Origin of the sequence: Ureibacillus sp. FSL E2-3493 (assembly GCF_038077515.1) — a bacterium.
Classification (GTDB): Bacteria; Bacillota; Bacilli; order Bacillales_A; family Planococcaceae; genus Ureibacillus; species Ureibacillus halotolerans.
This window is the reverse complement of the sequence record NZ_JBBOPK010000001.1, coordinates 1,219,347-1,244,241: the sequence shown is the minus strand read 5'-3', so window position 1 is coordinate 1,244,241 and position 24,895 is coordinate 1,219,347. Positions and strand designations below refer to the sequence as shown.

The 24,895-nt window shown below is 30.2% G+C and carries 15 protein-coding genes; 3 read left to right on the top strand and 12 right to left on the bottom strand.

All coding sequences use genetic code 11. The features are described 5' to 3' along the window. Together MHH69_RS06330 and galE are read right to left on the bottom strand one after the other, a co-directional pair. The gene (locus MHH69_RS06330) at positions 1–795 is read right to left on the bottom strand and encodes an ABC transporter permease (protein WP_122970467.1); all 795 of its coding nucleotides are present in this window, start codon (positions 793–795) and stop codon (positions 1–3) included. Between the two features lie 38 nt (positions 796–833). Further along, positions 834–1,850 carry a UDP-glucose 4-epimerase GalE gene (gene galE / locus MHH69_RS06325; protein ID WP_122970466.1) on the bottom strand — a complete coding sequence of 339 codons (1,017 nt, stop codon included), beginning with the start codon at positions 1,848–1,850 and terminating at the stop codon, positions 834–836. 394 nt (positions 1,851–2,244) lie between these two features. Between galE and MHH69_RS06320 the strand changes: the two genes are divergently transcribed. Then, positions 2,245–5,211 carry an N-acetylglucosaminidase gene (locus tag MHH69_RS06320; protein ID WP_341361931.1) on the top strand — a complete coding sequence of 989 codons (2,967 nt, stop codon included), beginning with the start codon at positions 2,245–2,247 and terminating at the stop codon, positions 5,209–5,211. Between the two features lie 81 nt (positions 5,212–5,292). Here MHH69_RS06320 and MHH69_RS06315 read toward each other — a convergent pair whose 3' ends face one another. Continuing rightward, positions 5,293–6,372 carry an acyltransferase gene (locus MHH69_RS06315; protein ID WP_341361930.1) on the bottom strand — a complete coding sequence of 360 codons (1,080 nt, stop codon included), beginning with the start codon at positions 6,370–6,372 and terminating at the stop codon, positions 5,293–5,295. Between the two features lie 162 nt (positions 6,373–6,534). Next, a complete protein-coding gene (locus MHH69_RS06310) occupies positions 6,535–7,254 on the bottom strand; it encodes a WecB/TagA/CpsF family glycosyltransferase (RefSeq protein WP_341361929.1) in 720 nt (239 codons plus the stop codon). 514 nt (positions 7,255–7,768) lie between these two features. On the opposite strand from MHH69_RS06310, the gene tagD reads away from it, so the two are divergent. Next, positions 7,769–8,170: a glycerol-3-phosphate cytidylyltransferase gene (tagD, locus tag MHH69_RS06305; protein WP_122970463.1), complete on the top strand. Its 402-nt coding sequence runs from the start codon at positions 7,769–7,771 to the stop codon at positions 8,168–8,170. A gap of 92 nt (positions 8,171–8,262) precedes the next feature. Here tagD and wecB read toward each other — a convergent pair whose 3' ends face one another. From wecB to MHH69_RS06265, 8 genes are all read right to left on the bottom strand, one after another. Beyond that, the gene (wecB, locus tag MHH69_RS06300) at positions 8,263–9,393 is read right to left on the bottom strand and encodes a non-hydrolyzing UDP-N-acetylglucosamine 2-epimerase (protein ID WP_341361928.1); all 1,131 of its coding nucleotides are present in this window, start codon (positions 9,391–9,393) and stop codon (positions 8,263–8,265) included. 116 nt (positions 9,394–9,509) lie between these two features. Further along, positions 9,510–11,132, bottom strand: coding sequence for an ABC transporter ATP-binding protein (locus tag MHH69_RS06295; RefSeq protein ID WP_341361927.1), 1,623 nt, complete (start codon positions 11,130–11,132; stop codon positions 9,510–9,512). 14 nt (positions 11,133–11,146) lie between these two features. After that, on the bottom strand, positions 11,147–11,950 hold the full coding sequence (locus tag MHH69_RS06290; protein ID WP_341361926.1) for an ABC transporter permease: 804 nt from the start codon (positions 11,948–11,950) through the stop codon (positions 11,147–11,149). Next, positions 11,947–13,224, bottom strand: coding sequence for a nucleotide sugar dehydrogenase (locus MHH69_RS06285; RefSeq protein WP_341361925.1), 1,278 nt, complete (start codon positions 13,222–13,224; stop codon positions 11,947–11,949). Before MHH69_RS06285 ends, MHH69_RS06290 begins: the two co-directional genes overlap by 4 nt. 123 nt (positions 13,225–13,347) lie before the next feature. Beyond that, complete coding sequence (locus MHH69_RS06280; protein WP_341361924.1) at positions 13,348–16,164, bottom strand: bifunctional glycosyltransferase/CDP-glycerol:glycerophosphate glycerophosphotransferase; 2,817 nt, start codon at positions 16,162–16,164, stop codon at positions 13,348–13,350. An 81-nt stretch (positions 16,165–16,245) separates the two neighbouring features. Then, positions 16,246–18,999, bottom strand: coding sequence for a bifunctional glycosyltransferase/CDP-glycerol:glycerophosphate glycerophosphotransferase (locus tag MHH69_RS06275; protein WP_341361923.1), 2,754 nt, complete (start codon positions 18,997–18,999; stop codon positions 16,246–16,248). A gap of 5 nt (positions 19,000–19,004) precedes the next feature. Beyond that, a complete protein-coding gene (locus MHH69_RS06270) occupies positions 19,005–20,318 on the bottom strand; it encodes a glycosyltransferase (RefSeq protein WP_341361922.1) in 1,314 nt (437 codons plus the stop codon). Continuing rightward, positions 20,311–21,561: a glycosyltransferase family 4 protein gene (locus MHH69_RS06265; protein WP_341361921.1), complete on the bottom strand. Its 1,251-nt coding sequence runs from the start codon at positions 21,559–21,561 to the stop codon at positions 20,311–20,313. The genes MHH69_RS06270 and MHH69_RS06265 overlap by 8 nt, the downstream gene beginning before the upstream one ends. 424 nt (positions 21,562–21,985) lie before the next feature. On the opposite strand from MHH69_RS06265, the gene MHH69_RS06260 reads away from it, so the two are divergent. Beyond that, on the top strand, positions 21,986–24,838 hold the full coding sequence (locus tag MHH69_RS06260) for an SH3 domain-containing protein (protein WP_341361920.1): 2,853 nt from the start codon (positions 21,986–21,988) through the stop codon (positions 24,836–24,838). The last annotated feature ends 57 nt before the right edge of the window (positions 24,839–24,895 follow it).

The window sequence follows — 24,895 nt, the reverse complement described above, 5'->3', positions numbered from 1 at the left end:
TTACATTAAATCCAAGAATATTGGTTTCATTCGTTTATACAAATAGTTACCTAAAACAAAAGAAACAAAAACAAATACCCAAAAATACAACGTATAACCTGGGTACTCCCAAAAACCAGTACTAAAGAAAATAGAGTCTCTATATCCCTGTACAATGTAGTGGAAAGGATTTAATTGGACTAAAAATTTTAAAGGACCTTCAATATTATCAACAGACCAAAGGATTGGAGTCATCCAAAATAAAAATACTAGGACTGTATCAATTAACTTACCAAAATCTTTACTTACCGCTACTAATGGCGCTGTAACAGATCCTATTCCGATTAATAACATAAAGGCTGCAAAATCAAAGTAAAGGATTTGTAGCCAATAAACAGAAATCGTTTTCAAGTAAAACACCATTACTACAAGAATAGTAGCCAATAAAATGAGGTGGATATAGTAAGAGTATAGGACATTAACAGCAGGCAAAACGGCTATAGGAAATGGCGTATTTTTTATAAGCCCTCGCTTTGAACGGAAGGAATTTTTTGATAACCGAAAGGCATCATTAATAAAAAACCAAGCAACTAATCCACAAGCAAGCCATGCGATAAAAGGTGCACCATCTACATTTTTCCCTACTTTTGCACCGATAGAAAATACAAACCAATACACAGCAATACGCAAAAGGGGATTAACTAATCCCCATAGAACTCCTAATAATGTTCCTGCGTATTCTTTCTTCATTTCTTGAAGTGCTAATGTGTGAACCAGGTTTCGTTTTCCCCACATTAGTTTATATATATCGAACATAAGACTTCTCCTTTAAAGGGCAACTTCTTTCCAGTTAATTATTTATCTTCATAGCCAACTGGATTATTCACTTGCCATCTCCAAGAATCTTCACACATTTGTTGTAAAGTCTTCTCTGCTTTCCAGCCTAGTAATTTTTCGGCTTTAGCAGGATTAGCATAACATATAGCTACATCCCCCGCTCGACGATCAACAATTTCATAAGGGATGTCCTTTCCAGTTGCTGCTTCAAATGCATGAACTAATTCAAGTACACTATATCCAGTTCCAGTACCAAGATTAAATGTTTCAATACCATCGTTTTTATCTAGATATTCTAACGCTTTAATATGACCTAACACTAAATCCACTACATGAATATAATCACGAACGCCAGTACCATCGGAAGTATTATAGTCATTTCCATACACATTTAACTTTTCTCTTCTTCCGATAGCTACTTGGGTAATATAAGGCATTAAATTATTAGGGATACCAACAGGACTTTCTCCAATTCGACCACTTACATGGGCACCAATTGGATTAAAGTATCGAAGTAATGCGATTTTCCATGTTGAATCCGATTGATGTAAATCCCTTAAAATATCTTCTACCATTAATTTTGTACGACCATATGGATTTGTAACAGATAACGGGAATGACTCATCAATTGGAACTGTTTCAGGATAACCGTAAACTGTTGCCGACGAACTGAAAACTAGTTTTTTCACGTCGTTTTCCGCCATTACTTCCACTAAGTTAAGTGTTCCAGTTATATTATTTTGGTAATATTTCAATGGAATTTGAACTGATTCGCCTACAGCTTTTAATCCTGCAAAATGCATGACAGCTTCAAACTGATGTTTCTTAAATACTTCATCTAAAGATGCTCTATCCATTAAATCAATTTGATAAAAAGGAAATTCCTTCCCAGATAGTTCTTTTATACGATTTACCGCCTCTATATGACTATTTGATAAGTTGTCCACTATAACAATTTCATATCCGTGTCCTAATAGTTCTACAGCTGCATGACTTCCAATATAGCCTGCGCCACCTGTAACTAAGATTGTCATAAAAGATTCCCCTCACTTTTTATGTATTTATTATACCCAATAGTCAATTGCAGGTATAAGTTAAATAACAATAGATACTTTCAACAATATAAGCATTAATATGGAAATCCTCTTAAATTTCCTTGAACCTATCTATAATACCTTTTTTAAAAGGCTGATTCAACCCATCTTATATTAGTTCCTAAACGAAAAGTATGTATGAAAAGTTTCATCTGAAACTCACATATTATATTACTCTAAAATACAATATTTCTATTATGTTACTTTTATTTGACAGTATTATTAAACTATTACAAATGATACTGTTGCATGATATTATAGTTAAATAGTGAGGTGATGTTGTAAAAATTAAAATAGTAAAAAATATCTAGTAATTTGATGTAGGAGGACTTAAATGAGGAAGGTATTAACTATACTTACGACACTATTATTACTTGGATTTCCTTTTAATAATGTGCTCGCTTCCGAAACACTATCATCTAATACAGAATCAAGTAATAGTATTAGTGACCAAAATAGCGATGTAAGTATTGAAGATGTGGCGGATGTTTCTGAATCCGATGGTTCTGATACAACGGTAGAACCTAAAAATGATGTTGAAAAAGTTGAGGAAGAACCTAAAACAGAACCAACAACCGAAATAGAAAATCCTCAAACAGAAAATCAGGAGATTAATAATCCAACGACTCCCGAAACTACTAATGACGAAACTACAAACAATGTAGAAGCCCCAGTAGTAGAAGAACCTACTAAAGAAGAGACAACTAAAGAGATTGAGAGTAAAACGGATGTTAATTCAACCATTCAATCAACCAGTATTCAAACTTTTAGTGCTTCTCAAGTAACTGAAAGTACTACAAGTAAACTAGGTCGTATTTTAACGACTACTGCAAAAATTTATCCTACAATCGGTAACGATCAAACAGCTTTTGCAGCTGGATCTAAATACACGGATAAAGTTTTCTATATTAAAAAGCAAGCTACATATAATAAGACACTTTACTATTTAATTAGTACAGTTGCTAGTAGCACGACAGGTGTTATCGGATGGGTAAAAGCTAGTGACATGTGGGCACAAAACCATGTGGCTGTCGATCACAAATCCAAAACCTTTTACTTAAAAGGATCTGGTTGGGCTTATGCCCATGCTTGGGGTGCTGGCCAAGATACCATTTATAAAGATTTATCGGATTTTAAAAACCAAAAGTTCACCGTTAATTTAACTGAAAAAGTTGGTGATGCTATTTGGTACCGTGGTTATTTAGAAAATGGTCAAAAGGTTTGGATTCAAGCCTATAATGTAACAACTAAAGTTACGAATAGTGAAAGTGCCACTAGTAAATTAGGGCGTATTTTAACAACTACCGCAAAAATTTATCCATCATTAGGTAATGGGGATACAGCTTTTGCAGCTGGAACTAAATACACCGATAAAATTTTCTATATTAAAAAGCAAGCTACATATAATGGAACACTTTACTATTTAATTAGCACGGTTGCTAGTAGCACAAACGGTGTTATTGGATGGGTAAAAGCAAATGACATGTGGGCTCAAAATCATGTAGCGGTAGATCACAATTCCAAAACTTTTTACTTAAAGGGATCCGGATGGGCTTATGCCCACGCCTGGGGTGCTGGTCAAGATACGATTTATAAAGATTTAACACAATTCACAAATCAAAAATTCTCTGTTAATTTAACTGAAAAAGTTGGAAATGCCATTTGGTATCGTGGATATTTAGAAAACGGTCAAAAAGTTTGGATTCAAGCCTACAATGTCTCAACTACACCAGTTATTACCGAAAGTAATACAAGTAAACTTGGGCGTATTTTAACAACAACTGCAAATATTTACCCAACACTTGGTAACGGAAAAACAGCTATTGTTGCTGGTACTAAGTATACAGATAAAGTTTTCTATATTAAAAAACAAGCTACCTATAATGGAACGCTTTACTATTTAATTAGTACAGTTGCTAGTAGCACGACAGGTGTTATCGGATGGGTAAAAGCTAGTGATATGTGGGCTCAAAATCATGTAGCAGTTGATCACAACGTTAAAAACTTCTACTTAAAAGGTACAGGGTGGGCATATGCCCACGCTTGGGGTGCTGGTCAAGATGCCATTTATAAAGACCTTTCTTCCTTTAAAGGACAACTATTTGAAGTAAACTTAACGGAAAAAGTCGGCGATGCTATTTGGTATCGCGGTTATTTAGAAAATGGCCAAAAAGTTTGGATTCAAGCTTATAATGTTAATACAACGTATCAAAATAATACAAATTATTCTTTAACATTATCTGAAGCATTAGCTATTCAAATGAAAGCAAATCCTCAAACTGATAAGTATCGTAACGAACCTGCCTATGTAAGTACAGATTCTGTAAATATTACCGGCACGGTAAATGCAAATGTAAACTTAAGAACATCCACAAGTTTAAAAGATAATTCAAACGTTAGTACAACAATTAGTAGTGGAACAACATTTAGAATTATCGGAACTGTTCAAGGTGATTCTTTCAACGGCAGTACTAAATGGTACAAAATTCAATACAATAGTAAAACATTGTATGTTCATAGTACTTTAGTAAATATCACATCTGCTGTGACAGAAAGTGCATTATATGTACGTGATGCAGAAAGCTATGAAAGCCATATCTATGATACGGTAAGTAAAGGTACTAGTTTAATTGTGTTAGATGTTGGCAATGAATGGTTAAAAATTCAATATACTACTTGGCGAAATGCAACAAGTTCAGATGTAAGTTATTATTTAAATCCGAAGAACTTTGTTAACGATGAAAAGCTAAGATTCCAATTTTTAGATTTATCCAAATCAAGTAGTGTTTCAGCATCCGTATTAAATACATTCCTTTCCGGTAAGGGAACGCTTAATAATATGGGGCAAGCATTTATTGATGCGGGTAAAAAATACAATGTAAATGAAATTTATTTACTATCCCATGCGTTGTTAGAAACAGGTCAAGGTACATCTCCATTAGCGAAAGGTTATAGTTATAATGGTGTTACTGTTTATAACATGTATGGAATCGGTGCATATGATGGTACCGCCCTTACTTCAGGTGCAAAATATGCATATGAGCATGGATGGACAACTCCTTATATAGCAATCGTAGAAGGAGCAAAATTCATTGCAGAACAGTATATTCACAGTTCAAATAATCAAAATACCCTATATAAAATGCGATGGAATCCAGAATACATGGCCCGCTACGGTGGTGCTAGCCATCAATATGCAACAGATATTGGTTGGGCAGTAAAACAAATTGACTCGATCTATAATATTTATAGACAATTAGATTCATATACTTTATACTTCGACATTCCAACGTATAAATAAAATTAAAAACACTTTGAAAAGATGAACTTCATCCTTTCAAAGTGTTTTCTATTTTCAAATGAAAATAAACCATTCAAATCTTCATACTGCCATTTTCATTTTACCCTTTATAAATAACAAAACTTTGTCTATGTTACTCATAATAAATGAGAATACTTTACTAATAATATACGAACCTAACCAACAACTTACGAAAACTATAATACTATATCCTAAAGTATAAATTATAAACATGTAATTATTTAAATTTATTATTTTCTCAACTACCCCCGAATCAATCCATAAAAAACTTCTCATATTCGTATGCTCGTGCAATAAATAAATACCAAATACATATTTAGAAATAGAGTTGATTACAGTTGATTTAATGTGTATTTTCCTAAAGTATTGGAATAAAGCATAAGACATGATTAAAACAATCGGTGAATTATAATTATACCATCTCCCAATATCTCCTCCATTATTTGCAGCACTCATTACAATCATTGTATTAACAATAGCTAGTACTAAATAGGATATTAAATACAAATTTTTATTGAAATCTTTTAAAATAAATTGATATTTTCTAATGTAAGCACCCACAATATAAAGATAAATAAAAAACGGTACACCATATCCCTTCCCTATTCCTACAGAGGAGTTAGCATAGTAGAATTGCCAAGCACAACAAATTAATGTTGTTATAATAATAAATTTAAAATGTTCTCTTTTATTAAGGGCATTCAATAATTTGTTTAAATATGGGGATAAGGCAAAAAGAACAAAATAGGCTGTAACAAACCAGTACTTACCAAATATTACTGCAAAAAGGGATTCTTTTAAACTAGTCATATTAAAGTCTGGGTAACCAAAAATACTTGTTATTGCAAAAATTAACGTAAAGAAAAAGCTTGTTTCAACAAACAACAATACAAGTTTTTTCAACTTAAAAGTTGATTGTGATAGAAAATACGCACTAATTAAGACATAAATATTAACAGCAATAATCGATAGTGAGCGTAAAAAATGGTATAACATTTCATTAAAACTAGATAACGTTGACGTATCTATATATTTTTGAATACCATGGGTTCCAATGTGTAAGATCATAATCATAAACATGGATACAATTCTTAATAATTCAAAATTCGATTCTCTTATAGGTTTGTTTTCGTTTTTCATTGTAAATTTCCTCCAAGGAAGAATTATATCAGAAAATTAAAAATGTACAATACAAAAATTATTTTTAAGCCATGAATACATTTTTTTCTGCATACTTATCCTTTTTTTCTAATAAAAAAACGTATTTTATACTTTTTGTATAAAATACGCTAAAACTTAATATTATTTTCTTTCAAATATGACTTTAAACAAAAATTGGGGTAATACTAACATTCTTTTAAAACGTGAAGGTTGTTGAATTAGTCGATACAACCATTCTAAATGGAGATCAATCCATGTTTGAGGGGCTCGTTTCACTTCCCCAGCCCAAACATCAAAACTTCCGCCAACCCCCATAAATAAACCTTTTTTAAATTTATCGATATGTTTCTCTATCCAAAACTCTTGTTTAGGGAAACCTAGTCCAACAAACACTAAATCAGGTTCAAGTTCCACCATTTTGTTGACGATTTCTTCGTCATTAATATCAATAAAACCATGTTGTTTTCCGACAATATTCAAATTAGGATGTTTCTTTTGAATATTCACATACGCTTTTTCAATTGTTGTATCCTTTGCTCCAAGTAAGAAAACTTTTAAATTTTCTTTTTCTGCCTTTTTTAATAGTTCGCCCATGATATCGAAACCTGCTACTCTTTCCTTTAAAGGCTCATTAATAATTTTTGAAGCAATCACTACACCGATTCCATCAGCTAATACAAAGTCAGCATGATTTAACGTTCTATAATATTTAGGATCTTTATTTGCTAATGAAACAAGTTCTGGATTAGCTGTTACAACAAATGTTTTCTCCTGTTCTTGTATTCTATTATCAAAAATATCGATGAATTCACCCATACTATTATTATGGAAATTTACATTTTGTATTTTTACAGTTGACATAATTGTCCTCCCATTTTCTAAATAACAGTCCAAAACGAATTTTCAATTGAAAATGGATTCATTATTAATCACTTACATTAGTAAATGAATGATTAAATTGTGTATTTAATGTAAAATTAATTATAACAAATTATTAGTTGTTAGTGAACAAATTTACGTTTCCATAATATCCCACATTACGACATTGGGGTTATATTTTGAAATAATCTCTTTATACTGAGGAATAATTTTGCAATTTACAGATTTAAAAGATACATAATTAACCTATATATGATAATATTACGTTATTTGAAATATTACCGATAAGTATTATAATAAAAAGGATAGTAATTTGTAAATGTATTATTATATCAGAAAATTTTCACATAGTAATCATTCATTAATTTTCGTAATTCAAATATATATTTCTTGTTAATGTGTTACACTTTATTTATGATATTATAAGATTATGTAAATTTGATTGTATATTAATTTAGCAAAATTGTAGAACCTAAAAATAGATGGAGGAACTTTCATGAAACGAGTAATTACTTACGGTACATTCGATCTTCTACATTCAGGACATATAAATATTCTTCGTCGAGCAAAGGAACAAGGCGATTATTTAATCGTTGCGATTTCAACGGACGAGTTCAATGCATTAAAAGGGAAAAAAGCTTATTATACATTTGAACAACGAAAAATGATTTTAGAAGCGATTCGATATGTAGATTTAGTAATTCCTGAAAATACATGGGAACAAAAAATTGAGGACGTCCAAAAATACGATGTGGATGTATTCGTAATGGGCGATGATTGGGAAGGAAAATTCGACTTCCTAAAAGACTATTGTGAAGTTGTTTATTTACCAAGAACAGTTGGTATCTCAACTACGAAAATAAAAAAAGATCTAAAAGAAGTAGCAGGTAAAAAATAACAAAAAAGTTCCTAATCACTCGAATGATTAGGAGCTTTTTTTCATATAAATCTTACAAATTAAAATTTGAACCAAATGGGATCGATTTTGAATTATTGAAGAACCTTTGATTTATTTAAATAGGAAAGTAAGTGTTCCACAATTCTTTTCGATGCAAAACCATCCCCATAAGGATTAGAAGCTTGAGCCATTTCGTTATATGCGTTTTCATCCGTCAGTAATTCAGTAGCTAAACGGTAAATTGTTTCTTCATCTGTACCGGCTAGTTTTAATGTCCCTGCTGCTATTCCTTCTGGACGCTCAGTTGTATCACGTAACACGAGAACAGGCTTCCCTAAAGACGGAGCTTCTTCTTGCACACCACCAGAGTCGGTTAAAATCATATAGGATTGGGCAGCGAAATTATGGAAATCAAAAACTTCTAACGGCTCAATTAAATGAACTCGGGAATTGTCTCCTAAAATTTCTTTAGCAATTTCTCGCACAACGGGATTCATATGAACCGGATAAACAACTTGTACATCATCCTGTTCTTCTAAAATTCGAACAATCGCTCGGAACATATTACGCATAGGTTCCCCTAGATTTTCCCGACGGTGCGCGGTTAATAAAATCATACGATCGTTTCCGATTTTTTCTAAAACCGGGTGAGTGTATTCAGGACGAACGGTTGTTTTAAGAGCATCAATAGCTGTATTCCCTGTTACAAAGATGGATTCTTCAGGTTTGTTTTCCAGTAAGAGATTATGCTTTGATACTTCGGTAGGAGCAAAATGCAGATCCGCCATTACACCTGTTAACTGTCGATTCATTTCTTCAGGATATGGAGAATATTTATTACCAGTCCGTAACCCTGCTTCAACATGGCCAATGGCAATTTGGTTGTAAAAGGCTGCTAAACTGCCTACAAAAGTCGTTGCAGTATCTCCATGCACTAACACAACATCTGGTTTCGCTTCCTTCATAACGGCATCTAAACCTTGTAGAGCGTTTACGGCAACGTCTACTAACGTTTGTCGATCCTTCATAATATTTAAATCATAATCCGGGTTAATTTGAAAGGTCTCAAGTACTTTGTCAAGCATTTGACGATGTTGGGCAGTAACCGTTACGATAGAGTCAATTTGTTCGGGATGTTTTTGGAGTTCTAATACAAGGGGTGCCATTTTAATAGCCTCTGGACGGGTACCGAAAATAGTCATTACTTTATATTTTTTAGACATTATGTATCAACCTTTCAAAAGATGTTTTTTCAGATGACAGAAGAGAAATTTAAAAATTTGCAAAAACTGCATCCATAAATTGATTTACACTATGGATGCAGCCAACTAAATAAAAGTTATTTTAGAGAGAATGTAATTTTACTTATATCTTCATTTATAAATACTTCATATGTTTCATTTTGTAAATAATACGTAGAATCACTGATTTTCGAATTTGTTAAATCTACATTCTCAATTACATCTAAGTTAATATTATTTATGACAATTTCATATGCATTACCTTGATCATCAAAATGATATTCAACGAAATAAGCAGGATAGGAAAGGATACTCCCACCTAAGCCATTTTCCAATTCAACAGGGTCAGTACTAATTGAAGATTTAATTTGATCATAACTTCCACCTAAAAAGGCAAAGAAATACATATATGAATCTGAGAATTCTGAAGGAAATGCAGAAACAAAATTATCGATTTGGAAGTTAGATTCTTCAATACTATCCTCCAATAAAATAATATCACTCTGATTAACATATATTTCTTGATCGCTAGACAAAATTTTATAACGGTCATCAATTTGTTCGGTAACATATACTTTATTCCCGAAATTTAAAAATGAAGATGATACCGTTGAATCATATGAATTATATATATTGGTCTCTTCGACTGCTATAAAACCCTCTTTATTAATAGAAGTAATTTCTGTTTTCTTCTCTGATTCTTTATCTTCTAAGTCCTCTTGCTTACTATGAACTAGTTGTGTTTCTTCTTTTGAAAAGCCATTTATGATATTTGTAAAAGGTAAACGAAACATAAATACAACGGTTATAAGTAGAGCAATTAATAAAACAGAAAATTGTACTGTAAAAGATAAAGACCATAATTTACCTTTATTTTTGTTAGATTTACGAGATAATCTAGATCTAGATCTGTGTGCAATCGTTATTTCTTCATATTTGTATTGAGATTGTAATTTTTCATCTCTGTATTGTTTTTTTTCGGTTTCAGATAAATTATTAAACCATTTAACAAATTGTTGATATTTTTCAATTACAATATCAGAATTATCATACATTTCAATTTGACCATAATTCATCCAAATAACTTTATTACAAAAAGTCTTTACTTGTGATATAGAATGACTAATAAATATAATCGTTTTCCCTTGTTTTTTAAATTCATTCATTTTATCAATACACTTTTGATAAAAAGTTTGATCTCCAACCGATAGTGCCTCATCTATAATTAAAATATCAGGGTTTGTATGTACTGAAATAGCAAAACCAAGTTTAGCCTTCATTCCACTAGAATAGTTTTTTACCGGCTGGTCAATAAACTTACCAATATCAGCAAATGAAATAATATCAGGTAATAGTAACTTAATTTGTGACTGACTCATACCATGCATTAAACATTTCAATCGAATATTCTCTAATCCAGAAAGTTGATTATTTAACCCTACTGAAATAGCAATTAGAGAAGTCTCCCCATTAATTTTAATTGAGCCTGAACTAGGAGGAACTATTTGAGCAATCAAATTTGATAGCGTAGACTTTCCCGCTCCATTTAACCCAACTATTCCTACAACGTCACCTTCATTTATCGAAAAACTGACATTTTTTATTGCCTGAAAATCATCAGTTTTATTCTTTGAAGAAAAAATTTCAGCAATTTTATCCGATTGCTTGTTATAAAGATTATAACTTTTTGAAACATTTTCGAATATTACTTTAGGCCTCATCTTAAGACCTCCAATTATAAATAATCTACAAATTTATTTCTAAACTTTAAATGAACAGTACATCCTATTAATAAAATTACTAGTGTTAAAAGCCAGAAATAAATTGTATATATAATATCATCATAAAACCAATTCCCACCAATTAATGAATATCTAAATCCTTCAATTATATAGTAAAATGGATTTAATTTTAATAAAGTTACTAAATAATCTGGTAAAGATTCAATATTCCAAACAATTGGTAGTACAAAAAACATAATTCGCAAAGCCGCTTGGATTATATTTTGTACATCTCTAACAATGATGGCTAAGGAAGAAGTTAAAATGGTAATAGCATAAATTAAAATATAGAGACTAATTAAGTAATATGGTAACTGAATAAGGTATATCCCCGAAAAATCACCATAAACAATTGAAATAAAAACTGTAATAGTTATTAGAATAAAGAAACTAAAGGAATTAGTAAACATTTTAATTGTTGGTAAAATACTTACAGGGAAATTCATTTTAGAAACCATAGCAATTTTAGAATATATACTGTTAGTTGCCTGACCAATAGTCGGTGATATATATAACCAAGGAACTAGACCGGTTAATAACCAAAGGAAAAATGAAGTTTCTCCTATTGGAGAACCTCCTCTTATTCCAAGACCAAAAACAAACCAATAGACCGCTATTAAAACTATGGGGTTAAGAAATTTCCATAACGACCCTAAGTAGTGCATTTTATATTGACTTCTAGTTTCATATAAACTAAGTCTAAAAATTAATAGTATATGTTGTAATTGTTCCAGTGTTATTTTTCTAATTGAATTCATTTAAATATTGCTACCTTTTTTAAAGCTTTATATAAATTACCATAATTAAAATAATTAATATCATCAGAAACATTAATTACTACATTTTTGGTATCAAAAATAATTTTATCCCTCATATTATTTAAATCATCAGAATTAAACTCTTTAAATTCATCGTGATCTGTTAAAATTAATAATAATGATGAATCCTTTAATGCGGTATCCATATCTTTATAAACCCAGTCATAAGTAACATGAGGATCGTATGCTCTTATTTCGAAATTCCCCTGTTCCTTTAAAGATTTATAAATTTCTATTGCTGGACTTTCTCTAATATCATCAACATTACCTTTGTATGTTAATCCAAAAACAGTGATTATTTCTCCCTCACATGTTGTCATTAAATTATTAACATTCTCAATAACAAAGCTTGGCATAGATTCATTAATTTTACGTGAAAGATTGATTAATTTCGCTTCTTCTGGTACATGTGCGACGATAAAATAAGGATCAACAGCTAAACAATGGCCACCAACACCAGGACCAGGCGAATGTAAATTAACTCTTGGGTGCTTATTTGCTATTTCAATTACGTCTAGAGCATTTATTTCAAGTTCAGTGCAAATTTTAACTAATTCATTTGCTAATGCAATGTTTACATCACGATAAGTATTTTCCATTAATTTAGACATTTCAGCTATTTTAGCACTAGTTTTAATAATTTCACCCTTTACAAAAATTTCATACACTCGCGCTCCAGCTTCTGTACAAGCAGGGGTAATTCCTCCAACTATACGATTATTATAAATCAATTCATGTAATATTCTCCCAGGTAAAACTCGTTCAGGGCAATGGACTAGAAAAACATCCTCTCCTACACTAAAACCAGCTTCTTCAATTAGAGGTTTTAAAATATCATCCATACTACGTGGACCAATTGTAGATTCTACAATAATCACATTACCTTTTTCAATAAAAGGTAATATACTATTTATCGCATCTATTACATAAGATAAATCACAAGATTTATACCAATCATTATTATTTGGAGTCGGTACTGAAATAATAAATGCATCTGCTTTTTCAGGTGCCATCGATGGTTTAAATGTCCCTTTTAAAATAACTTCTTCTAATGCTTCTTGTAAACCAGGCTCTTCGATATGAATTTTTCCATCATTTAAAGAATTTATTATAGATTGTTGCACATCAACCCCTGTAACATTTACATTATGTTTTGCAAACATAATAGAGGTAGGTAGTCCAATATAACCCAGTCCGATTGTACAGATTTTCACAAAATTACACCTCATTTTTAGCAATTGACAATTTTATAAAGATAACATAATAGTCGCACTACTTTTTTTAAGTATTAAATAAAATTAATAACTACCGATAATAATATCGTATTTTTATATAAATTAATTAATTTTAACAAATTCTTTACTATCTTTTAGTAAATCTTTAATTGCATTATAAACAGATTCAGCATGATTTAATTCTAAATAATCTTTCCCAAAGAATTTTTGAATTCGTTTTTTATACTTTAATGAATTTTTAAAATCATTCTTATTTATTTTCATGATTGCGCTTATAACATCATTTACTGAAGAACATACGGGTCCAAAACCATCTTCTCTAAAGTTGAAAATACCCGGACGATAATGTTTTGAATAAAATTCATCGTAATCGAATTGAAAATAACATAAAGGCTTATTCATATAAGCAACATCAAAGAAAACCGATGAATAGTCTGTAATCATAGCATCACAATCAATCAACAGTTCTTGGACACTTAAAGTATCATCTAAAACCTTTATATTAGGATGGCTAATTTTAAAACAGTCTAAAAATTGACGCACCTCATAATGAGGATAAAATTGAAATTCGATATTCTTTCTCTCTAAGAAAGATTGTAACTCTTTATTTTTCATTAAATCTATTAAATTTCGATAATAACTAGATGAGAGAAACAACCTTTTTTTCTCCATAATAATGTTTTCATCTAAACTTTCTCCATAAGACTTCGGTAAGATATATTGCCGCCAAGTTGGCATAAATAAAATCTTTTTCTTCTGATTAATTTTATGTTTAAAAGAATCATTTCTTACGTGTCTTTTTAAGTTATCAAATCTAACTAAACCTATGTTTCTAACTTGTTCTTCAGAATAATTCATAGTACGAAGACTGTTTTGTTTCTCAATAATTGATTGACTTGTAATAAATAAATCAGCTAATAATCGATTATTATTTAAAGGTATTGACTGATCATTATAATTAATACCGTGGCTTAAAAAAACACGCTTATATTTTATTAAATCACCAAATAATTGATAAAATTTATTTTTCTCAAACTTACTTGGAATCATATAAGAATCAATGTCATAAGAATTTACTACAACACTAGCATTTAATAAATATCCTAAATGCTGTTCAGAATCAAAATCTATTACATTTCCTAAAGTCTTAACTTTTTCATATTGATCACTATCTTTTTTAATTAAATAATAAACATCTTCTCTTGGATAATTTTCCCTAATCCATTTAAAAAGGAAGTATGAATTATCTTGTGCTGTATCAAAACGTTCAGCTATTAACCAAACTTTTTTATTTTTTAACTTACGTTTATACTTTTCATAAATTTCTTTAGCATTTTTAAAATCCTGTGAACTTTCTTCCATTCGTTTCATATATTTTCTTATTCTAAATGCATTTACAAAAAGTCTTTTTCTATATTTAAAGATAACAAATTCTTTAGATTTTATATTTATGGCAAAATGCAAAGTACAATATGAATATTGATACCAACCCTTTCTTTTAAATAAGGTCTTCTGATATCCTATCGGAAATTCAATATATTTATTAAGTTTTACATCAAAAAATTTAAATTTAAATGTTATTCTGGCATCATAGGGTAATTTATTTATGTCTATATAAAATTCAAACCCATTCATTGTACCATTTTCTTCAAATAAATTACTTAAATCCTTTCGAAATATATTTCGAACTGGTACTAATAAAGTTGGCTTACCATCTACATATACTTGAACCTTAATTTGAGTAAAATCTTTTGTAAACTTAGCACAATGAACACGGAACTGCCCATTAAATTTTAGTTTACCGCCCTCAACTATATCAATATTTTCTAAATTTCCATAAAAACCTCTTGCTAATAAAAACCATCTTCTTATAGATGAATCTTTTTGAGACAAATCAAAAAACATGTTGTTATCAACAATGTTAATTACAGGATCTTCAAAAAAAGGATTTAAAAATAAGTCAAAGTTATTTGTTCGAATAGCATAATACATAATACGTATTTTATTATTTGTTCCCATCTCTAAAAAATACTCTTCAGGGTACTTATTATACATATATGATAATCGATTAAAAATCTCATATTTCTCTTCAATTGTAAATAAATCATTATTTACAAGCCTTACCATAAAAGCATTATAGCTGCGTAATATAAACCGGGAAATACTTTTTTGTACTTTTTCATCTTCTTTTAATGCCATACGGAATAAATGTTCATTGACATTCAAATGATCATAATAATTTTTCTTTTTAGAATAAAGATTATCCATAATAGAATTAGTGTTTACTATCCTTTTACGGTAAAAATAAACTATTGAATCAAGTAGATAAATCGATTTACTTTTTATCATTAAGGGTATTATTGTATAAGCATCTTCAAAAACCATTCCTTCTGGAAATGTGATGCCTTCAAATAATTCTCTTTTAAAAAGTTTATTACAAGGAGAGGGATTAAAGAGTAAATCTTGATGTTTTGTGATATCAGTAATTTTTTTATTACCCTTTCCAAATTCATTTTTCCATGCTCCATATGCTTCTTTTTGTTTTGGGAATATTTTCAAATCACCATGAACAATATCGGCATTATTATTTTTTGCAGCTTTAAGCATAGTTTCTATAGCTGTAGGTGAGAATTTGTCATCTGAGTCTAGGAAAATAACATAATTACCCTTTACATAAGAAAGCCCCGCATTCCTAGCTGAAGATATACCACCATTTTCCTTATAAAAATATTTTATATTGGAATATTTTTTAACATACTTCTCACATATCTCAGCACTACTATCTGTTGAACCATCATCAATTAATATTATATAGAGTGACTTAAAGTTTGATTGATTAATAACCGAATTAATACACTCTTCCAAATAATCTTCCACATTATAAAATGGGATAATTACACTAACTTCATAAGACGACATAAAAAAACTTCCTTTCACAGTGTTAAGATATATAGGATATCTTTTAATTTACCAAATATAATTTACTATGAGATATGTAAATTAATACTTTAATAATTTATCTATTTCGGAGTAAACACGGTGACAGTGTTGTTTTAAATTTGGTTCTATAAATAATTTAGCTTTGTTAATATACTCTTCTCCGTTTCCATGTATTAGAAAATTATCCAAATTAACAATAACTTCCCTCTCATTTTCAACTACCGGTCCAAACAATTGCTGTTTGTGATTTATAGGTCCTTCATTATAATGTTTAGAATAAAACTCAGTATAATCAAATTGATAGAATATTACTGGTTTTTCTAAATAAGCTACATCAAACGAAACAGTTGAATAATCCGTTATTAATACCAAACATTCATTTAATAAATCTTGAACCGGACGTTCACCTTGTTTTACAACTCTTATGCGAGTATCCAAGTTTATTTTTTCTTCGGATAATAGTTTTTGCATTTGATAATGTGGGAAAAAAACCAGTTCACAATCATGTTTTTTTAATGTTTCAACTAACTTAGGATTCTTTAACAGCTGAATATATGTCCTAAAATATTCTGATGTCAACAATTCTTCAGAACTTTGAATCCACGACCTCCACGTTGGCATAAGAAGCACTTTTTTTTGTATTTTCTTTGAATCAAGATTGTCCCATCGTGGTAAACCAGTTACAATAACTTCATTTTCATTATATCCAAACTCAGATATAATATGTTTTTTTTCATAATTCGAACTTGTAATAAATAAGTCATAATCCAACTTATTTTTATGTAATACATGATTAACTCGACTAACACCAATAACTCCGTGCTGGAGGAAAACCTTCTTATTTTTAGCAAATTCCGGGTAATACTTCAAAATATCTACATACTCAGGAGTATACATATTCGGCCTTTCTACATAACTATTAATAGTTACATCTGAACACAATAAATATAAAGTATGTTTAATACTCCCAAACCTAACGATATTTTTATATCTTTTTATCAAATGATAATCCTTTGAAGAAAAATCAATCACATAATATGCATTAACATTTTTATGATTCAATCTTATATATTTAAATAAATGTGAAGAATTATCTTGAGCTGTATCTTTTCTTTCCCCTATTAACCAGATATGCTTACTTCTGAAAAATTTTCTAAATAGTTTATATAATATTATTGCTATAAATGATTTGAATTTTCCTTTTTTTATCAAACTTAAATCATATCGAATATTTCTTTTAACCTTTCGTATCTTTGATTTTATATAAGAAATTGGAGTTAAAGGGTTTGATAGGTGAATTTTAATAAATTTACTTTCATCATAATATGTCGTAATTCTTTGGATTTTTTTATTTATTCTTACATATTGTTCTTTTGCACGATTTTTCACTTCAGCAAGTGGTACACATAGTCGATTTTGTACAGTATATTGATCATCTATTAATACATTTATATAAACTTCCCATAGACCTGGTCCAATAACCTCACTTATATTAAGGTTTATATCTGAGAATCCTGCAGAATCATAGCATACATTATCTTTACTATTTAAATAAGTTATATCTGTTCTTAATGCATTTGATAGATTGAAAACCCTTTGTTCATCAGTGTTAACATTTCTTAATATTAATTGTTTACTCTGTTGATTAGTATTGAAACCTCTAACAAATGCATATCCTTTTATAGTTAAGTGATTTCCATCAAGTTTTAGATATTCTACTTTACTTAAAACTTTTGGGTTAATTACAAGTTTTTCATGGTAATTAGGAAAATAATTTATTAAATAGCTATAAAAAATATTCTTCTTTATTTTATTATGCTTACTAACTGAATTGTTTAATAGCAAATTAAAATATTTTAGAAGCCCAACAAAATCATTTCTTTTAAGGAGCTCAACTAAAAAGTTCTTTTCTATATTATCTTCATAAATAGGTAAATCTATATATTTATATATTAGATTATAAAATTCCATCGTAATGTTTGCTAAACTGTTTATGTTTGCTACTACACCTTTGCATTTTAAAAAGATAGAATCTATGAAAAACTTTATTTGCCGATTGCAGATTACTTTCAATTCTTGAGAATGTTGTAAAGGAGAAAAAAGTTTAAGAATTTTTTGTTGAACATTCAATAATTCTTCAAAAAATGAGATTGATGTTTTTTTACTAAGACTATCTAATCTAGCAACTCGATATTTATAAACAATTATATCCGCTATTGCAATTACTTTTGCTTTAATTAGACATTGTTCATTAAATAATAAATCTTCACCTATAGTTAGTTCGGTATCAAAATTTAAATTTCCAACTAACGATCTCTTGTACCATTTATTACACACTGAAGGTGAATATTGAATATCGGGGGTTTCTTTTAACGTAGTAACAAACATCCGTTTATTTTTAAATACCTCTTTCATGTAAGATAATTTCCATGTACGGACATCATTAAAACATTCTATATTACCAATAAAAATATCTGCTTGTTTTTGAATAATGTAATCATATATTTTATTGAAAATATTTTCAGGATAAAAATCATCAGCATCTAAAAATGTAATAAATTGACCAGTTGCAAGATTAATTCCTTTATTTCTACTTGCACTAACACCTTGATTTGAATGTTCATTGATTAGATAAATATTGGAATATTTTTTTTGAAGTGTTTCTACAATAATTTGTGTCCTATCAGTAGAACCATCGTTAACAACAATAATTTGTACATTTTCAAAATCTTGTTTTATAACAGATTCAATTGCTCTTTCTATAGTTTTTTCCGCATTATATGCTGGAATCACTATACTCACTTTATAATCCAACTTAACTAAACCTCCAATAACAATTCCTTTTCCTTGAGCAATGAATTATAGACTTTTAATAAAATCAGCTTTTCTTCTTCCCAGTTATACTTAGTACTTGCTTTTTTACAATTTTCACTAAATAAAAGTCTTAATTTTTCATCAGCTAAAATTTGATTCACTGCTCTAGCAATCTCTTCTGGCTTATGTGAATCTATACAAATACCTATTTGCTCTTCTTCGACAACTTTTTTTATTTCCGGAAAATCACAAGCTACAACTGGTACGCCAGCCATCATATATTCAAATAATTTATTTGAAGAGGCAGAATAGTGATTAAAACAAATATTATTTAATACTTGAAAACCTAAATAAGCATTTCTTGTGTATTTGGGTAATTCCTTTAAAGGTATTTTAGGAATGAATTTCACTTTTCCTTCTAAATCCATTTCCTTGACCATTTCTATTAGTGTCGGTTTAATTTTACCATCGCCAATGAAGACTACCGTTCCTTCATTAAACAACGGAACAGCTTGGACTAACTTATCTAACCCTCGACCAATTTGAATACCACCTTGATACAATAATATTTTTTCATTTTTAGGTAAATCAAGTAATTTATGTAAATTTATTTTTTCATTATTCTCATCTAGATTTATAAATGGATAATTATGAAGTACATGTGGATAAAAACCATATAACTTTTCATTAAATTCTGCTCTTGTATTATTTTCAACTATCATTGTATCTATTTTCTTTATGAAGAAACTTTCTACTAATTTAATCGTCTTAGGATTATATCCTGTTCTACTTGTTTGAACTTCGTGTGAATCATACACTAGTTTTTTTCTACGCAACCGCAATTTTGATGCAATATACGCTTGAGGCAAAGTGTTCAAGTCATTTGCATGGTAAATGTCATATTTCGAACTATAAGCTTTTGCAATCATACGTAAAATGATATTCCCTTTAATAATAATTCCTTTAAACTTTGTTTTTAAAAAAAATACAACAATAAATGTTAAACAAATAATAAAAATCGGAATATTTATTAGTAAGTACAACAAAATAACTGCCGAAATTAATAATAGAAATTTGTTATCTAATATTTTTTTATAGACTTTTTGAAGTGCTATTAATGTAGTTGGATACCGTTTTACTCGATTAACAGTGAACCTTGGATTTACCTGTTCAAACAAAGGTAGTTCTTTATCGTTTGGGTCTTCAATACAGATTAAATCCACATGATAACCATCTTCTGATAGAGCAGTACATTCACGTAAAACCCTAGCATCGTTGGTGAAGTGATTCCATACAAACATACATACATTCTTACTCATACATTTCCACCTTAGTAACCTTGGATTTCATTTTTTTAGAACTATTTTCTAATCGGCCAAATAGTTTAATTAAATCAAAAATATTTTTTTCCCAATAGAAATGATTTTTCACCAAACTAATACTATTAAATTTCATTTCCAAATGGATATTAGGATGATTTTTTAGATAAAGTATATGATTTACGATTTCTTTAGGGTTTCGACTTTCTGAAATAAAACCTACATTATTATTTTCGATCAACTGTTTGGAAAAACCCGATACAGAAGCAATTAATGGTAAGCCACTTGTCATATAATCTATTAATTTGCCTGGCAAAACTGTTTCAAAAACTTCTTTCTTATTTAAAGCCAATATTCCAACATCATGCTGCCTATTTAACGTAAGACATTCTTGTCTAGTAGTTGGTGAAATAAAGGATATATAGTTAAGTTTATGTTCTGTAACATATTGTTTCAATTCTTCCCTTTTCATACCATAACCTACAATACTTAAATGTACTTTTTCCTTATTCAATTCACTAGCTAATGACTTTAAAAAATCAACATCTTGAGCTAATCCGATATTTCCTGTATATATAGCCCTAAATTGCTTATCTTGATGAATATCCTCATTAATTTCTTTGTCCCTAGCTGCATTAGGTAAAAAAATTATATCTTCACTTCGAATATTAGCAACGTTTTTAACATGATCTGCGAATATTGGACTATTAACAACAATTGCATCTGATTTTAAGTATAGTAGTTTCTCTACTTTTGCAAAAAACCAGAGAATAGGAGGGTGATTGAAAACACCAACTCCTTTAAGTGAATCTGGCCATAAATCTCGTATATCTAAAACCATTTTGGCCCGATATCGAAACTTTGCAATAATACCCGCCAAACCTATAAAAATTGGTGGACTAGAAACAAATATAAGATCATATTTTCCCCTATTAAATAGTACAAAGAAAATCATTTTTAATGTAAATTCTAAATAAAACAAAAGACGACTGATCATATTTAAAGAATATTTTCGTTTTTTTACAGTGACACGATGTATATGTTGGGCTTCATTTAAATCTTTATCATTCCAAAACTCTTTATTATTATACAAGTTTTTATTAGGATAAGATGCTTCTGTAGTTAACACTGTAACCTCATATCCATTTTCTTGTAACAGTTGATAAATGTTTTTCATTCGGTTGCTAGCACTACCAATCTCTGGATAAAAGTTTTGTGTTATCATTAACACTTTTGTAGCCACATGAGACATCCTTCCGTTTTGGCAAATTAAACATTTAGTTTGAGCCCTATTAGCTTCTCAACTTGATGTTAAGCCAGTATTTATCTTCTCTATTATATCATAGAGTCCCATATTATTAAGTAATTGTTATATTTTCTTATTATTTGTAAATCAGTACTCAATTTAACAATAATTGTAGGTAATTACAATAAACTTCAAAAAGTTTTAAAAACATTTTCAAAATGTCTCACCTTTATTTACTCAATATTTATTAAATTCATAAAAATTAATTAATAAAACTGCTGTCTATAAATTATTCTTTAATGTTAAAGTTTAACTTAAAGTTTAATAGAATTGGCCGATATAATTCTAGAATGCTGACCAAATTACTAAAATCACAAATTTTCCGCTTTAAAAATCACACCAATTTAAAGGAGAGTGTATGATGGAGAAATATAACAAAACCCTTATAAAGACAGGCGTGTCGAGTGTTTTACTTTCATCCGGTATATTGTTAGGGTCTAGTTTTGCTTCTGACCTTCCATTTTCATCAATTGAAGTAGAAGCTGCATCAACGACAACTTATACAACAACAGCTAACTTAAACTTACGATCTACAAATTCTACTAAAGGAAAAATTTTATTAACGATTCCGAAGGGGAAAGCTGTTAATTATATCTCGAAATCTGGAACTTGGTACAAAGTTTCATATAATGGAAAAACCGGTTGGGTTAGTTCGGAATATATTAAAATAACAAATTCTGTCGCTACTACTAAAACAACTTATACAACAACAGCTAATTTAAATTTACGTTCGACTAACTCTACTAAAGGAAGTATTTTATTAACGATTCCGAAAGGGAAAGCCGTTAATTATATCTCCAAATCTGGTGATTGGTATAAAGTCACATACAACGGGAAAACAGGTTGGGTTAGTTCCGAGTATATAAAAGTTACAACAACTAGCACTGGGACAACAGCTAAACCTACTACTCCGTCTAAGCCAAGCACTAGTGTATCAACAACGAAATCAACTTATACTACTACAGCTAATTTAAATTTACGTTCGACTAACTCTACTAAAGGAAGTATTTTATTAACGATTCCAAAGGGGAAAGCCATTAACTATATTTCTAAGTCTGGTGATTGGTATAAAGTTACTTACAATGGGAAAACGGGCTGGGTTAGCTCGGAGTACGTGAAAGTCGCAACTACTAATACTGGAACGTCGACTAAACCAACTACACCTTCTAAGCCAAGTACTGGTGAAACAGTAACGAAATCAACTTATACTACCACTGCTAATTTAAATTTACGTTCGACTAACTCTACTAAAGGAAGTATTTTATTAACGATTCCGAAAGGGAAATCCGTTAATTATATCTCCAAATCTGGTAGCTGGTATAAGGTTTCTTACAATGGTAAAACTGGCTGGGTTAGCTCGGAATACGTGAAAGTCGCAACTACTAATACTGGAACGTCGACTAAACCAACTACGCCTTCTAAGCCAAGTACGAGTGAAACAGTAACGAAATCAACTTATACTACCACTGCTAATTTAAATTTACGTTCGACTAACTCTACTAAAGGAAGTATTTTATTAACGATTCCGAAAGGGAAATCTGTTAACTATATCTCGAAGTCAGGTGACTGGTATAAAGTTACTTATAATGGCAAAACAGGCTGGGTTAGCTCAGAGTATATTAAAGTTACGACTACTAACAGTGGGACTACGACTAAACCAACTACGCCTTCTAAGCCAAGTACCGAACCATCAAAACCAGGTACTGACGATACAGTAGTAAATAAAATTTATAGTACAACTGCTAACTTAAACTTACGTTCAACGAATTCGACTGCTGGAAAAATTTTATTAACTATTCCGAATGGATCTACTATTACGTACATCTCAACTTCTGGTAATTGGTATAAGGTTACTTATAATGGTGTAACTGGTTGGGTAAGCTCAGATTATGTTAAAGTTTCAACAAACAACGGGACAAGTCCTACGAATCCGTCCACAGGTTCAGGTTCATCTAATCTACCTCCTGGACAAACGATTAATTCGATGGTCGTCTATACAACGAATTCTTTAAATTTAAGAACATCTAATTCAACATCATCTTCATCGCTAGGTACAATTCCAGCGAATACGAAGCTTACAACAGCTTATAAAGCTTCAAATGGATGGTACAAAGTTTCTTACAACGGAAAAACTGGTTTTGTATCAGGTAGCTATTTAATTAGTCAATCAACGAAAGCACGCATTGACTCATTAGAAGCAAACAAAAATAGTTACTTGTTTATGGATTTACGAACCGTTTCTTCTGTTACTGCAAATCAAATTAACGCTTATATTAAAGATCGCGTTGGTAATAACCGAAGCGTATTACTTAATTCAGGTGACATCTTCGTAGAGGTTGGAAAAAAATATGGTGTCAACGCCCTCTATTTAGCAGCCCATGCGATTCATGAAAGTAATTTTGGTAAATCCACAATTGCCCTTGATCGCTACAATTTATTCGGTTATGGCGCCTATGATTTAGTTCCTTACCTTGGTGCCGTTAAATTCGATTCCATTAAACAAAACATTGAATTTATCGCCCAAAAAATTAAAGCAACGTATTTAGGAAATAGTTGGCATAACCAAGGAACTTATTTAGGATATTCCGTTAAAAGTATTGCAGGTAGCCGTGTTGATTCCTTAAGTAAAGGGATGAACTTCTACTATGCAACGGATGAAAAATGGGGCGAATTAATTGCTCATCATATGACAAATATTATGGAATATTCTAAAGAAAGTGCTGCTGGAAGTAGTCCAAATACGACTCCAGTATCCAACCCAAGCTATCCTGACTTATCGGATGTCTTCCCAACAAATACGTTAGCTGTTGCGAAAACAACATTTAACCTATATGATAAAAAATCTGGTAAAGTTGTTGGGACAATGCCAAAAGGCGCAAAATTCAACCTACTTGAAAAGGATAATAATTATTGGTTAACCGTAAAATATAACAACCGAACTTATTATGCTAACGTATCCTTTAGTTCGTACAATAAATACTTTACTGTGAAAAACTTAGGACGCGTCGATACAGGTGGTTCTGCTTTAAATGTCCGAGCAGATGCTTCAACAAGTGCTCAAGTTATTACAACTATTAATCATAAAGACTATGTGGAACTTGCATTAGATTCAAAAGATGTTCCTATTACGAAAAATGGTTGGTATAAAGTGAAAGTAAATGGTCATTACGGTTGGGCTTCTGGCGGCTATATCGTTCGTGAATTAAACCGCTAAAATTAGAATATGTAAAGAAAGTAAAAAGTAGCCACAAATTTTTCCATATGTGGCTAC